9 protein-coding genes and 2 tRNA genes are annotated in these 14,352 nt (G+C 71.4%); all 11 read right to left on the reverse strand.

Annotation, left to right across the window (positions count from 1 at the left end; all coding sequences use genetic code 11):
* Positions 1-295 precede the first annotated feature (295 nt).
* Entirely contained in the window at positions 296-1,543 is a 1,248-nt protein-coding gene (locus tag BM093_RS25215) for a DUF418 domain-containing protein (protein ID WP_245773785.1), read from the reverse strand.
* Between the two features lie 358 nt (positions 1,544-1,901).
* A tRNA-Ala gene (locus tag BM093_RS25220) sits at positions 1,902-1,977 on the reverse strand.
* A gap of 35 nt (positions 1,978-2,012) precedes the next feature.
* A complete protein-coding gene (locus BM093_RS36775) occupies positions 2,013-2,123 on the reverse strand; it encodes a DLW-39 family protein (protein WP_143105513.1) in 111 nt (36 codons plus the stop codon).
* Between the two features lie 37 nt (positions 2,124-2,160).
* A tRNA-Ile gene (locus BM093_RS25225) sits at positions 2,161-2,234 on the reverse strand.
* A 100-nt stretch (positions 2,235-2,334) separates the two neighbouring features.
* Positions 2,335-3,111, reverse strand: coding sequence for a DUF3566 domain-containing protein (locus tag BM093_RS35305; protein ID WP_245773786.1), 777 nt, complete (start codon positions 3,109-3,111; stop codon positions 2,335-2,337).
* 106 nt (positions 3,112-3,217) lie between these two features.
* A complete protein-coding gene (gyrA, locus tag BM093_RS25235; RefSeq protein ID WP_218162922.1) occupies positions 3,218-6,988 on the reverse strand; it encodes an intein-containing DNA gyrase subunit A in 3,771 nt (1,256 codons plus the stop codon).
* Positions 6,989-7,068: 80 nt separating this feature from the next.
* Positions 7,069-9,135, reverse strand: a complete 2,067-nt coding sequence (gene gyrB, locus BM093_RS25240; RefSeq protein ID WP_093350677.1) for a DNA topoisomerase (ATP-hydrolyzing) subunit B — start codon at positions 9,133-9,135, stop codon at positions 7,069-7,071.
* Positions 9,136-9,495: 360 nt separating this feature from the next.
* On the reverse strand, positions 9,496-10,206 hold the full coding sequence (locus tag BM093_RS25245; protein WP_342743039.1) for a DciA family protein: 711 nt from the start codon (positions 10,204-10,206) through the stop codon (positions 9,496-9,498).
* 90 nt (positions 10,207-10,296) lie between these two features.
* On the reverse strand, positions 10,297-11,505 hold the full coding sequence (gene recF / locus BM093_RS25250; RefSeq protein WP_093350685.1) for a DNA replication/repair protein RecF: 1,209 nt from the start codon (positions 11,503-11,505) through the stop codon (positions 10,297-10,299).
* A gap of 84 nt (positions 11,506-11,589) precedes the next feature.
* Positions 11,590-12,531: a phosphogluconate dehydrogenase (NAD(+)-dependent, decarboxylating) gene (gene gnd, locus BM093_RS25255; RefSeq protein ID WP_093350688.1), complete on the reverse strand. Its 942-nt coding sequence runs from the start codon at positions 12,529-12,531 to the stop codon at positions 11,590-11,592.
* 135 nt (positions 12,532-12,666) lie between these two features.
* The gene (gene dnaN, locus BM093_RS25260) at positions 12,667-13,821 is read right to left on the reverse strand and encodes a DNA polymerase III subunit beta (protein ID WP_093350693.1); all 1,155 of its coding nucleotides are present in this window, start codon (positions 13,819-13,821) and stop codon (positions 12,667-12,669) included.
* Positions 13,822-14,352: the final 531 nt, after the last annotated feature.

The following is a 14,352-nucleotide window of genomic DNA, read 5'->3' on the forward strand; positions in this document are numbered from 1 at the left end:
GGCGGTGTGAGTGTCGGTGTGGGTGTCGACCCCGATGACGAGTTCGACGGTCTCTGCCAGCATGGGCATGCGTTCTCCTTGCAGGACGCGGCTGTTGATCGCCGGCCTGGTTCGGAGATCCGGGCAGGACTGTGATGGGACACCCCGTAGCGGCTACTGCGGGGGTCAGGCTCCTGATCAGGCCACCACTCCGGCCGGGCCGGCACCAGCAGCAGCGAGCGGACATGTCCCGCCACAGGCACCAAAGGGCCAGTCAGGCGATGAGTCACACCCGCCGCTGCTGATCACCAGCCCATCACTTCCGGACTGGCAGGTCCACCCTCACAGTCAGGCGTCGCAGCAGCACCTCCGCCGGTCCGCGCATCCCGGCGACGTCCATCCGGTACGCCACGACGACCGTCGCGCTCCATACCCCGACCCCGATGAGCACCGCCGACCAGCTCGACAGGTACGCGCCGAGGCCGAGCCCCCATGCGGCCAGCACCGGTCCGAACACCAGAGACTGCGCCAGGTATCCGGACAGTGACCGGCGGCCCAGGGCGACGAGCGCGCGGACCGGCAGCGGCGGCGTCCCACCTCGCACGGTCACCCGGTGCGCGAGCAGCCCGAACAGTGCGGCGTAGCCCAGACCGGCGAAGATCCCGGTGTAGAGATGCAGCGACACGAACGCCGACGGGTTCGGCACGACGAGCACGCCGAGGTGGATCAGTGCCTGCACCGTGCCGGCACCCCAGCCGAACGCGAGGCCGAGCGTGGCGGTCCACCGCAGCAGCGGCAGGTGCCGGGCGGGTTCCTCGAGCACGCGGTGCCGGGCGGCGAGGATCCCGAGCAGGAACGCGGCGGGCATCACCAACCCGAACAACGACGAGAACGGGCTCGGTGCCCAGAGCGCGAGGCGCAGCACCATCGAGGTGAGGTAGCTCGGCTCGGCGATCGCCTGCTGCTGCATGCCCATCGCCCCGGCCGGCGCGGGCACCAGCTGGGAGAGCGCCGCGACGAGCACGTTGCCGAGGGCCGCGATGCCGAGCAGCACACCGATCCAGACCATCAGCGTGCGGTCGGTGCGGTGCAGGAACAGTGGCACGAGCAGCAGGCCGAGCAGCCCGTAGGTGACGAGGATGTCGCCCTGCCACAGCAACGCGGCGTGCACCAGCCCGAACGCGAGCAGCCACCAGTGACGCCTGCGCAGGAGCCGGCCGACGTCGCGACCGGAGCTGCCGGCGGCGATCCGGCGGGCACTGAGCTGCCCGATGCCGTAGGCGAACAGGAACCCGAACAGCGTCCAGGCCCGCCCGTCGACGGCCACGATCGTCACGGCCTGCGCGATCCGGTCGACCAGGCTGCCATCGGCCGGGTGCAGCAGCGTCGAACCGATCTCAGAGGTCCACAGGAACCACGGCACATGCGCGAGCGCGATGAGCAGCAGCATCAGCCCCCGTGCGAGGTCCGGTGCGAGGGCGCGCTCGGAGATCGGTGTCGGCGACGCAGGCAGTGCCGGACCACGGCTGGGGCTCGGCGGTGGCGGGTGGGTCTCGGCGGACACGGGACGTCTCCTCTCGAACGTGGACGTCCCGATCGGACACCGTGCCGCTGCGGCACGGTCAAGGACGGCGTCACGGGCCATGGGCAGATGCCGTGACCTGAGCCGGGACGCCGTCCCGTCAACCCGCTGGAAGCGAGCCATACCTCGACAGCCGTGACCTGAAGGCGAGTTCGACGCTGGTGGAGGGCAGGAAGCCCGATGTACTGCTGTTCGAGTCCCCGCACGGGAGCGGACGTGAAGTTCGTCCCGCCCGATGATGTTGCGTCACAAGACGGCCACGATGACTTCGCGGACCGGATGGACTCTGCGACATGTGCCCCAGGACGATCAGGCGAAGGGTGAGAAAGCGTGTTCCTGCTGGTGGAGACGAGGGGAATCGAACCCCTAACCCCCGCCTTGCAAAGGCGGTGCTCTGCCAATTGAGCTACGTCCCCGGGTGGGTTCCGCTCACGGTACCCGGGTGGACGGGTCAGCGGGTGGTCGCCTCGTGCCAGAGGTCGTCGGAGCCGACACCGCGGAGGCGGGACCAGCCGACGTACGCGGCACCGGCCACCACGACCAGGGCGAGCAGCTTCTTCATCGACGGTCTCCTCAGGGGTACTTCGGAGGGGAGAGTGTGGGCCTAGCTGGATTTGAACCAGCGACCTCATCGTTATCAGCGATGCGCTCTAACCAACTGAGCTATAGGCCCTTGCGACATGGAGAACCGTACCGCACGGGGTCGAGCCGGTTACGAGGGGGTCCCCGTCGCCCGGCCCCGTGCGGGGCTGCCACCGGCGCCGCATCGGGAACTAGTCCCGCTCGGAGAGCGTGACCTCGACGCCGCCGACGAGGTCCGCAGTGACGTTGTAGACGAACGCCACGATCGTCATGGCGACGGCGAACAGCAGGCTGTTGATGGCGCCGACGACGGCCGCGAGGCCGAAGACCCGGCCGGCACTGATCAGCGTCCCGCTCGTGTCCTGCTGGCCGGTGACCAGGTCGGCGTAGGTGCCGTTCAGCCGGTCCCAGACGCCCATGCCGCCGAGCACGCCGTACAGCACCCCGGCCGCGACCATCCACACCAGCCACAGCACGACCGCCAGTGCCAGTGCCATCTTCAGCACCGACCACGGGTCGAGCCGCTTGAGCTGCAGCAACGCCTGCCGCGGTGGGCGGTTGCGGACCGCGGGGCGCGGGGTCTCGGCACCGCTGTCGCGGTGCTCGGGCTCCTGCACGGCGGTCGCCGTGGCGCCACCTGCGGCGGCACCGGCGCCGGGCGAGGTGAGGAACGCGGTCGGTGCCTCGCTCAGCAGCGAGTCCGCCACGGTCACGTGTTCCGCCTCGCGCCCGCCGTCGGCCTCCGGTACCCGTCGCCACGGCGGCGGCGAGGACCCGGCCGGGTCCTCCGGCGCGGGCTCCTCCGCCGTCGGCTCCTCCGGTGCGGGCCGGTCCGCCCGCGGGGTGGGGCTCGGCGGGACGTCCGAGGCGGACGCGGCCGGCGTGGGCGTCGCCCCGGGGGCCTCGTCCGCGTCGGTGGCGACGGTGCGGCCCTCGTCCCGCGACGGGGTGCGGTCGTCGGTGCTCACGAGCTGGAGCTCTCCTCGCTGGTCGTCGCTGAACATCCTGCGGCGGACGACCCGCGCCACGGGCGGTACCGCGGGCGGCCGGGAACGCCCGGCCGCCCGCGAGCACCTACGCCTGCTGGCCCGGGTCCTCCTCGGTCTCCTCCGCGTTGCGGGCGACCGCCAGCAGCGTGGAGCCCTCGCCCAGGTTCATCAGGCGCACTCCCTTCGTCTGCCGGCCGGCCTTCCGCACCTCACGGGCCGAGGTCCGGATGACCCCGCCGCTGGAGGTGATCGCGTACAGCTCGTCGTCGATCCCGACGATGAGTGCACCGACCAGCGTGCCACGACGACGGTCGTACTGGAGCGTCAACACTCCCTTCCCGCCGCGACCCTGCACCGGGTAGTCCTCGATCGGGGTCCGCTTCCCGTAGCCACCGGTGGTGGCGACGAGCAGGTAGGTGTCCGGACGGATCACGCCGAGTGCGAGCAGCTGGTCACCGGAGTTGAAACGCATCCCCAGCACTCCGGAGGTGGCCCGGCCCATCGGGCGCAGCGCGTCGTCGGTGGCGGTGAACCGGATCGACTGCCCCTCGGCCGAGACGAGCAGCAGGTCGTCGTCGGCCGAGCAGAGCACCGCACCGACCAGCTCGTCGTCGTCGCGCAGGTTGATGCCGATCAGCCCGCCGGCCCGGTTGGAGTCGAAGTCGGTCAGCTTCGACTTCTTCACCAGCCCGTTCCGCGTCGCGAGGACCAGGTACGGCCGCGCCTGGTAGTCCTTGATCTGCATGACCTGGGCGATCTCCTCTTCCGGCTGCAGGGCCAGGAGGTTCGCCAGGTGCTGCCCGCGCGCCGTCCGGTTCGCCTCCGGCAGCTCGTAGGCCTTGAGCCGGTAGACCCGGCCCCGGTTGGTGAAGAACAGCATCCAGTCGTGCGTGGAGCACACGAAGAAGTGGTTGACGATGTCGTCCTGCTTCAGCTGTGCGCCCTGCACACCCTTGCCGCCGCGCTTCTGCGCCCGGTACAGGTCGGTCTTCGTCCGCTTCGCGTAGCCGGTCCGGGTGATCGTGACGACGACGTCCTCGACCGCGATGAGGTCCTCGTCGGCGACGTCGCCGTCGTAGCCGATGATCCGGGTGCGGCGGTCGTCGCCGTGGGTCTCGACGATCTCGGCGAGCTCGTCGCGGACGATCTGCCGCTGCCGCTCGGGACGGGCCAGGATGTCCTCGAGGTCGGCGATGTACTCCTCGATCTCGGCCAGCTCGTCGATGATCTTCTGGCGCTCCAGCGCGGCGAGCCGGCGCAGCTGCATGTCCAGGATCGCCTGGGCCTGGATCTCGTCGACGGTGAGCAGCTCGATCAGGCCGGCCCGGGCGACGTCGACCGTCTCGGACCGCCGGATCAGCGCGATGACCTCGTCGAGGGCGTCGAGCGCCTTGACCAGGCCACGCAGGATGTGGGCCCGTTCCTCGGCCTTGCGCAGCCGGTAGCGGGTCCGCCGGACGATGACCTCGATCTGGTGCCGCACGTAGTGCCGCACGACCTGGTCGAGTCGCAGCGTGCGCGGCACGCCGTCGACGATCGACAGCATGTTCACGCCGAAGCTGTGCTGGAGCTGGGTGTGCTTGTACAGGTTGTTCAGCACGACCTTGGCGACCGCGTCCCGCTTCAGCGTGATCACGATCCGCATGCCGATCCGGTCCGAGGACTCGTCGACGATCTCGGAGATCCCGGCGATCTTGCCGTCGCGCACCATCGTCGCGATCGCCTCGATCAGGTTGTCCGGGTTCACCATGTAGGGCAGCTCGGTGACCACCAGCGTGGTCCGGCCCTTGGTGTCCTCCTCGACCTCCACGACGGCGCGCATCCGGATCGAGCCGCGCCCGGTCCGGTAGGCGGACTCGATGCCGTCGCGCCCGACGATCAGGCCGTGGGTCGGGAAGTCCGGGCCCTTGATGCGCTCCATGAGCGCTTCCAGGAGCTCGTCGTCGGTCGCGTCCGGGTTGTCCAGGCACCACGCGACACCGTCACCGACCTCGCGCAGGTTGTGCGGCGGGATGTTGGTCGCCATCCCGACCGCGATGCCGGAGCTGCCGTTGATCAGCAGGTTGGGCACCCGCGACGGCAGGACGACCGGCTCCTGGGTCTTGCCGTCGTAGTTGTCGAGGAAGTCGACGGTGTCTTCCTCGATGTCGCGCAGCATGGCCATGGCCAGCGGGGTCAGCCGGCACTCGGTGTTGTGGCTGACGAAGCCGTCGGTGACGAACGAGTGGTCGAGCGTGTCGACCCGCACGCTGAAGACGTCCTGCTCGCCGGCATCGGTCACCGATTCGACCCGGGCGTAGTAGAAGCGCCCGCCGGCGAGCTCCTCGGCGATCGCGCGTGCGTCGGGGTCCGTGACGTGTGCCAGGATCTCCTCGGCCCGCTGTTCCCAGCGCTCGATCCGGTCGACGTTGTGCCGGCGCAGCCATGCTCGGTCGGCCTCGGCCGTGGCACCGTGCGTCCGCAGGAACTGCGCGAGGCCGGGCACGTGGTCGCTGCTCATCGAGCGGCTGCTCGCGTCGGCGTCGCCGAGGATCCCGGCGAGCTTCTGCTGCTTCACGCCCAGGAAGCCGATCCGGTCCCGGAACAGGCGCGCGTCCCGCTTGTTGGTGACGACGACCTTGTGCTCGCCGGTGGCGTGCCGGTAGCGGCGCGAGACCACCCCGAACTCCAGCAGCAGCTGCTGGACCTCACGGGCGAGTCGGACGCTGCGGGTCGAGTACGAGAGCTGCACCGTGCTGCGGGGCAGCGCGGAGCAGGAACCGTCCCCGGCGAACAGCGCCTGCAGGAAGAAGCGCTTCGCCGCCGGTGTGCCGGACCAGATCGACTCCGGGACGTGCTTGGCGGCCGAACGACTGGTCACCTGCGCCAGGGCGCTCGCCCGCAGCGCGGTCAGGTCCTGGACGTCCAGTTCGTGCAGCACCGACCCCGAGGCGATCGTGCGGGAGTAGCTGTACCGCGGCCCGCCGACGACGTGGTCGTAGGCGTCGAGGACCAGCTCGAAGAACGCCCGGTCGACGTTGTTGAACCCGGCACGCCCCTCGGAGACGAATCCCTCGCTGACGAACGCCCCGAGCAGGAACGACTCCATCGCCTCGGTGGTGTCCCAGCAGCCGGTCTCGGTGTGCGCGACGCGCTGCAGGGCCACCCGGTCGTCGGGCCGGACCTCCTCGAGCAGCTTCCACAGGAGGGTGGGGACCCCCGCCACGTCGACCAGGCAGAGCACCGGATGGTTGTGCGTCCCGGTGAGCTCGTACCCCTCGGCGGTGCGCATCCGCAGCGTCGGATGGGCACCGGAGTGGAACAGCATCTCGGCCCGGACCGGGTCGCCGCTGCGGTCGGCGACCTTCAGGTCGATCGGGTTGTCCGAGTGCGGCCGCGCGTCGGGAACGATGGCGTCGATCCGCGGCGAGGCGCCGTCGGACAGCCGGATCCGCGTGTCGCCGGCCACGCAGTACCGCATCGCGGCAGCGGGGTCGTTGCCCCGCGAGCCGAAGTTGCCCTGCCCGTCGATCAGCGGGTACCGCATCGACCAGGGCTGGGCCAGCCGCACCAGGGCGTCGTAGATCGCCGAGTCGCCGTGCGGGTGGTAGTTACCCATCACGTCGCCGACGACGCGGGCGCACTTGACGAAGGAGCGCTCCGGCCGGAAGCCGTTCTCCCCCATCGAGTACAGGACCCGGCGGTGGACGGGCTTCAGGCCGTCCTCCACCAGCGGCAGGGCGCGCCCGACGATCACGCTCATCGCGTAGTCGATGTAGGAGCGCTGCATCTCCTGCTGGATGTCGACCGGCTCGACCCGGCCGCCGCCCTCGCCGCCGCCCGAAGCGGGGGCGTCGGGGTCGATCGTGTCCGTCACGGAGTGCTCTCCTCGTGCTGTTCAGAAATAAGAATGTTCAGACGTGCGTACAAGACAGACGTACAGACAGCTCGACCGGATCAGACGTCCAGGAAGCGCACGTCCTTGGCATTGCGGGTGATGAAGGACCGGCGGGACTCGACGTCCTCACCCATCAGCACCGAGAAGAGCTCGTCGGCCGTGGCGGCGTCGTCCAGGCTGACCTGCCACAGCAGCCGGTTCGACGGATCCATCGTGGTCTCCCACAGCTCCTTGGCGTCCATCTCGCCCAGGCCCTTGTAGCGCTGCACCCCCTGCTCCTTGGGCAGCTTCTTGCCCGCCGCGCGGCCGGCCTCGATCAGGCCGTCGCGCTCGCGGTCGGAGTAGGCGTACTCCGGCTCGGCCCCGCGGCCACCCCACTTGATCTTGTAGAGCGGCGGCTGGGCCAGGAACACGTGCCCGTTCTCGATCAGCGGGCGCATGAACCGGAACAGCAGCGTCAGCAGCAGCGTGCGGATGTGCTGGCCGTCGACGTCGGCGTCGGCCATCAGCACCAGCTTGTGGTAGCGCAGCTTCGAGAGGTCGAAGTCGTCGTGGATGCCGGTGCCCATCGCCGTGATGATCGACTGGACCTCGGTGTTCTTGAGGACGCGGTCGATCCGGGCCTTCTCGACGTTGATGATCTTGCCGCGGATCGGCAGGATCGCCTGGTGCATCGAGTCGCGGCCGGCCTTCGCCGAGCCGCCGGCCGAGTCGCCCTCCACGATGTAGAGCTCGCAGCTCTCCGGGTCCCGGGAGCGGCAGTCCGAGAGCTTGCCGGGCAGGCCGCCGATGTCGCCGGCGCTCTTGCGCCGCACCAGCTCGCGGGCTCGGCGCGCGGCCAGCCGGGCCTGGGCCGACGAGACCGCCTTGTTGACGATCGTCTTGGCCTCGTTGGGGTTGCGCTCGAACCAGTCGGCGAGCCACTCGTTGGACACCCGCTGGACGAAGGACTTGACCTCGGTGTTGCCCAGCTTCGTCTTGGTCTGGCCCTCGAACTGCGGTTCGGAGATCTTGACCGACACGATCGCGGCGAGGCCCTCACGGATGTCGTCGCCGGACAGCGCCGGGTCCTTCTCCTTGATCAGCTTCTTGTCGCGGGCGTACCGGTTGACGGTCGCGGTCAGCGCGTGCCGGAAGCCCTCCTCGTGGGTGCCGCCCTCGTGCGTGTTGATCGTGTTGGCGAAGGTGTAGACCGACTCGGAGTAGCCGGAGTTCCACTGCATCGCGACCTCGACCTGGTGGCCGGGGCCCTCCCCGGTGTAGCCGACGATCTTGCGGTGGATCGGGTCCTTGGACTTGTTCAGGTGCGCGACGAAGTCCTCCAGCCCGTTCGGGTAGTGGAAGACGTACTCCTTGGGCTTCGCGACGTAGCCCTCGGCGTCCGGCTCCTCGTCGGTGTCCGCGGTCGGCGCGGCCTCGACCACGGTGCCGTCGGACTCGACCCCGTCCGAGGAGGGGACGCCGGTCGCGGGGGTCTCCGGCTTGCGCTCGTCGCGCAGGATCATGGTCAGGCCCTTGTTCAGGAACGTCTGTTCCTGGAGCCGGCGCCGGATCGTCTCCAGCGTGTAGCTGGTCGACTCGAAGATCGCCGGGTCGGCCCAGTAGGTGATCGTGGTGCCGGTGTCGGACTTCTTCGTGGTGCCCGCCTGGATCAGCTCGCCGGGCTTGGCGTACTCGTAGCGCTGCTTCCAGATCACGCCGTCGACCCGGACCTCGACCTCGAGCGCCGTCGACAGCGCGTTGACCACGGAGACGCCGACACCGTGCAGGCCGCCGGAGACCGCGTAGGACTTGTCGTCGAACTTGCCGCCGGCGTGCAGGCTGGTGAGGACGACCTCGAGGGTCGGCTTCTTCTCCACCGGGTGCATCTCGACCGGGATGCCGCGGCCGTCGTCCTCCACCCGGACGCCGCCGTCGGCCTGCAGGGTCACCACGACCTTGGTGGCGTGGCCGGCCATCGCCTCGTCGACGGAGTTGTCCACCACCTCCCAGATCAGGTGGTGCAGACCCCGCTCACCGGTGGAGCCGATGTACATGCCGGGGCGCTTGCGGACCGCTTCCAGGCCCTTGAGGACCGTGATGGACGACGCGCCGTAGGCGTTCTTCGCTGCCTTGTCCTGAGCCACGAGTAGCTGGTTCTCCTCGCCACGTGAACCGGCCACGGGCGGCCCGCGTCTCGGGCCACGGACGACCGTGGGGCCGGTTCCATCGACCGGGCGCTCTGGTCATGTCAGGGGAGCCACCCGGGAACACCCTGTCGATTCTACCCGTAGAGGTCGGCAGAAACCCGGCCAGGACCCGCCCAGAATCGTCACAGACGGGCGAACGGCGCCTGCGGCGGGATCGGACGTGGCGGAGCGGGGCCGAACGGTGCGGCGGCGCAGTCATCTCGCGCTCACCGGCGGCGAGAGCCTCCCGGGCCGTCGCGCGTAGCTCCCCACCCGATCCGGGCCCCCGGCGCCCGCTGCGGCGTCGTGGCGCGTCCGTCAGCCGTAGGTGTCGCGGGGCCCGCGGCCGCGGACGTGCCGCGGACCGTGCCGCCAGCTCGGTCCGCTCGGGCCGACCACCCGGATCCGGCGCACCACGTCCGGGCCGACGGCGGCGGACAGCCGGGTCAGCAGCTGACGCTGCAGGGTGCGCAGCTGGGTCGCCCAGGCCGTGGACTCGGCCTGCAGCGTCAGCTCGCCGTCGCGCAGCGAGACCGGGGTGCAGTGGTCGGCGACGTCGGAGCCGACCAGCTGCGGCCAGCGGCCGAGCACGGTGGCGTCGGTCAGCCGCGACGACCAGCCCCGGTCCATCGAGACCCGGGAGACCACCCGGCCGAACGGCTGGGGGTCGCGGTCGTCCGGTCCGGAGCCCGACCAGCGGCGGCGCTTGCCCTTGCCGGAGACCACGCGCAGCTTCGGCCGGGCCTGCTCGGCCCGCTCCTCCGCCTTGCGCGCGGACGCCTCGCGGGCCGCCTTCAGCGCGTCCCGGGCGAGGTCGGCGCCGCGCAGCCCGGCGCGCTCGCCGGCGAGCAGATCGCCCTGCTCCCCCGGGACGCCGCCACCCGTGACCGGGCCGTGACCGCCGTCCGGACCGGCTCCGTCCCCAGGCCGGCCGTCGCCCTGACCGGCCCCGTGAGCCCGTGTCCGGCGGTTCCCGGTTCCACGACGCCGTCCGTTCCCGGATCCACCGGGGTTATCCACAGTATCCACAGGCTTGTCCCCAGAGTGCTGTGATGTGGTCGAGACCCGCTCCCACCAGCGCTGTCGTGCCGATTCTCCCGTCCGGCCCGGCCGTCGCGCTCATCGGGCGGGCCCCACCGGGGCGGTGCCCTCGCGCACGACCGACCGGTCCCCGACCGCGAACCGCACCCCGTCCAGCTCGGGTGGGACGTCCTCGCCGACGGCGGCGGTCACCAGCACCTGCTCGGCACCGGAGACCAGCTCGGCCAGCGCCCGCCGCCGGGCCGAGTCCAGCTCGGCGAACACGTCGTCGAGAACGAGGACCGGCTCGACGTCGTCGGCGTGCAGCAACCGGTAGGACGCCAGCCGCAGCGCCAGCGCGAACGCCCACGACTCGCCGTGGCTCGCGTAGCCCTTGGCCGGGCCGTCCCCGAGCGCGAGCTCCAGCTCGTCGCGGTGCGGGCCGACCAGGCAGACCCCGCGTTCGATCTCCTGGGCCCGGACCTCGGCGAGCCGGTGCAGCAGCAGCGCCTCCAGTTCCTCGGCCGACGACGGCAGCTCCGCCACCCCCGCGGCCCCCACGCTCGAGCGGTAGTCCAGCCCGATCGGGTCCGAGGTGGGGGCGATCCGGGCGAACGCGTCCTGCGCGTAGGGCGCGAGCGCGACGACGAGCTCGCGCCGCCCGGCGAGCAGGGCGGCACCCGTGCGGGCGAGATGCCCGTCCCAGACCTCGAGCGTCGTGAGGTCGTCGGGCAGGTCGTCCTGCGGTGGCGGGGCGGAACGCTCCGGCCGGGACCGGCCGCGCGCACCGCGCAACGCCGGCTTCGCCGTCTTCAGCAGCGCCGACCGCTGACGGAGCACCTTGTCGTAGTCCGACCGCACCCCGGCGTAGCGCGGGAAGCGGGCCACCAGCAGGTCGTCGAGGAACCGGCGCCGCTCACCGGGGTCGCCGCGCACCAGCGCCAGGTCCTCGGGCGCGAACAGCACGCTGCGCAGGATCCCCAGCACGTCGCGCGGGCGCGACACGGGTGACCGGTTCACCCGGGCCCGGTTCTGCTTCCCGGCGTTGATCTCCAACTCGACGCCGAGCTTGCGGCCGTGATGGTGCACCTCGCCTCGCAGCACCGCCTGCTCCGCACCGCGCCGGATCAGCGGCACGTCGGAGGAGACCCGGTGCGAGCCGAGGCTGGCCAGGTAGCCGATCCCCTCGACCAGGTTCGTCTTGCCGACACCGTTCGACCCGACCAGCACCGTGACTCCGGGGTCGAGTTCCAGCTCGGCCTCCGGCCAGGAGCGGAAGTCGGTGACCGAGAACCGCCTGAGGAACACCGCCTGGTCAGCCTCCCTGCCGTGTCGCCGGGACCGCCCGCACCCGAGCCGCCCGCTCCGGAGTCGCCCTCGTCGGAGTCACGGTCATCGGGTCGACCCGCCGCCGGACGACGGCCCGGCCTTGTCCCCCGGGACCCCGGACGGGCCGGAACGCTTCACCGCGTGCCCGCCGAACTGCTGCCGCAGCGCGGCGACCGCCTTCATCGCCGGGGATTCCTCCTGCCGGGACGAGAACCGGGCGAACAGCGCCGCCGAGATCACCGGCAGCGGCACCGCGTGCGCGATGGCCTCCTCGATTGTCCAGCGGCCCTCGCCCGAGTCGTCGACCCAGCCCTCGAGCGAGGCGAGCTCGGGATCGTCCTTGAGGGCGTCGACCAGCAGGTCGAGCAGCCAGGACCGGACGACCGTGCCCCGCGACCAGGCCTGGACCACGCCCGGGACGTCGGTGATCAGCTCGCTGGCCTGCATGAGCTCGAAGCCCTCGGCGTAGGCCTGCATGAGGCCGTACTCGATGCCGTTGTGGACCATCTTCGCGAAGTGGCCGGCCCCGACCGGGCCGGCGTGGGCGAACCCCTCCTCGCGCATGCCCTCCGGGCGGAGCGCGTCGAAGATCGGCATGGCCCGCTCGATGTACTCGGGCTCGCCACCGGCCATGAGCCCGTAGCCGTTGTCGCGGCCCCAGACCCCGCCGGAGACCCCGCAGTCGACGTAACCGATCCCGTGCTCGGCGAGCAGGGCGGCGTTGGGCTGGTCGTCGGTGTAGCGGGAGTTGCCGCCCTCGATGACGAGGTCGCCGGAGGCGAGCGTGGTGGCCAGGGTGGCGATCGTGTTCCGGGTCGGCTCGCCGGACGGGACCATCACCCACACCGTGCGCGGCGCGTCGAGCGCCGCGGCGAGTCCCTCCAGCGAGGTCACGTCGCTGATGTCGGGCCGGGGGTCGTACCCGACCACCTCGTGCCCGGCGGCACGCAGCCGCTCGCGCATGTTGCCGCCCATGCGGCCCAGTCCGATCAGGCCGATCTGCACTGGCGAAGCCCCCTTGTGTCACGTGCCGCCGGGCCGGCAGGTCACGCCGGCCCGGCGGGTCGTCGTCGATCACGCCGGGGACGAGTCTTCCCCTCCGGCACCGGACTCGCCCGGCGAGGTCTCCGGTGGTGCTCGTCAGCCGGGCAGCCGCACCGGCATCAGCAGGTGCAGGTATCCGGCCTGCTCCGGGGACGGTGCCTCCGCGGCGTCGTCGGTGGCCGGTTTGGGGACCGGCCGGACCAGCGCGGGCCGGTTCGGGGTGGTGAACGTGAGCTGGGCGCGGTCGGTGTGCAACGCGCCGAGCGCGTCGAGCAGGTAGCCCGGGTTGAACGCGATCGTCAGCGGGTTGCCGTCGAGCGCGCAGGGCAGCTCCTCCTCGGCGGACCCGACGTCGTCGCCACCGGCCGCCAGCCGCAGGCCGTCCTCGCCGAACTCCATCCGGATCTGGGCGACCCGGTCGGCCACGAGCGACACACGCTTGATCGCCTCGACGAGCATCGCGACGTCCAGCTCGGCGGCGGTGGTGTGCTCGGAGGGGATCAGCTGGCGGAAGCGCGGGAACTCCGCGTCGAGCAGCCGGCTGGTCGAGCGGCGGCCGCCGCCGGTCAGGCCGAGCATGCCGTCGCCGGCGGAGAGGGCGATCTCCACGGTGCCGGAACCGGACAGCGTCTTGGCGACCTCGGCGAGCGTCTTCGCCGGGATGAGCACCGCGGTCGAGATCGACGTGTCCTCCGGGACCCAGTCGAGCTCCCGGACCGCGAGCCGGAACCGGTCGGTCGCGGCAAGGGTCAGCTGGGAGCCCTCGATCTCCAGCCGGATACCGGTCAGCATCGGCAGCGTGTCGTCCCGGCCCGAGGCGACGGCCACCTGGGCGACCGCGGCGGCGAGCGCGTCGGCGGCTACCGCACCGGCCTTCTGCGGCATCTCGGGCAGCTGCGGGTAGTCCTCGACCGGCATGGTCGGGAGGCTGAACCGGCTGTTACCGCAGTTGATCGTGGCGCGGGCGCCGTCGACCACCAGGTCGACCGGCTTCGACGGCAGTGCGCGGGTGATGTCGGCGAGCAGCCGCCCGGACACCAGCATGCGCCCCGGTTCACCGACGGTCGCGTCGAGCTCGACGCGGGCCGAGGTCTCGTAGTCGAAGCCGGAGACGGTGAGCTTCTCGCCGGCCTCCCCGTCGGACTGGATCAGCACCCCGCCGAGCACGGGCACGGGCGGGCGCGCCGGAAGGCTGCGCGCCACCCAGGCGGCCGCGTCCGCGAGGACGTCGCGTTCGACCCGGAACTTCATCAAGGACCTTCCCCGGTAGCGCCGCGGCCCGGCCGGGTGCGGCCGGGCCGTGACGGGACGGCGGTGCTGCGGCGGGCCCCTGGCTCCTCCCCGACGGCGGCCGTGCCGCGCTGCCCGGTGTGGGCGGCGGCGGGTCGCTGCTGCGGGATCGGAACCCGGGATCGCCGGGAGGCTCACGGTAGAGCCTCGCCCCGACAGTTTCCACGCCCACCCCGGCCGGCCGTCGCCGCCCGGCGGCGACACCGCGTGCTCGATCGTGCACCCCGTCCGTGTCCCCTCCACACACTCTCTTCTCAAGAAGAACTGAAAGAGAAGGAAGACCAGTCGTAGTCATAGGTGCTGTGCATGGTGTGGATGGACGACGTCGTGGCTGGTCAGCAGGCCGCGTCGACTGGGGACGTGTCCGTGGGGGCACCCGTTGACAGGTCGCGGCGACGGTGGACGGACGCGGCCGCCCCCCGTCCGTCCCCGATTCATCCCGGGTTCACCACAGAGTTGTCCACGGATCCGGGCCCATCCGTCCACGGGCTC

Origin of the sequence: Pseudonocardia ammonioxydans, assembly GCF_900115005.1 — a bacterium.
GTDB lineage: Bacteria > Actinomycetota > Actinomycetes > Mycobacteriales > Pseudonocardiaceae > Pseudonocardia > Pseudonocardia ammonioxydans.

What these genes read in the sequence shown, in the direction of transcription:
- BM093_RS36775 (WP_143105513.1), bottom strand. Translation starts at nt 2,123, where the DNA reads ATGAAGAAGCTGCTCGCCCTGGTCGTGGTGGCCGGTGCCGCGTACGTC.
- dnaN (WP_093350693.1), bottom strand. Translation starts at nt 13,821, where the DNA reads ATGAAGTTCCGGGTCGAACGCGACGTCCTCGCGGACGCGGCCGCCTGG.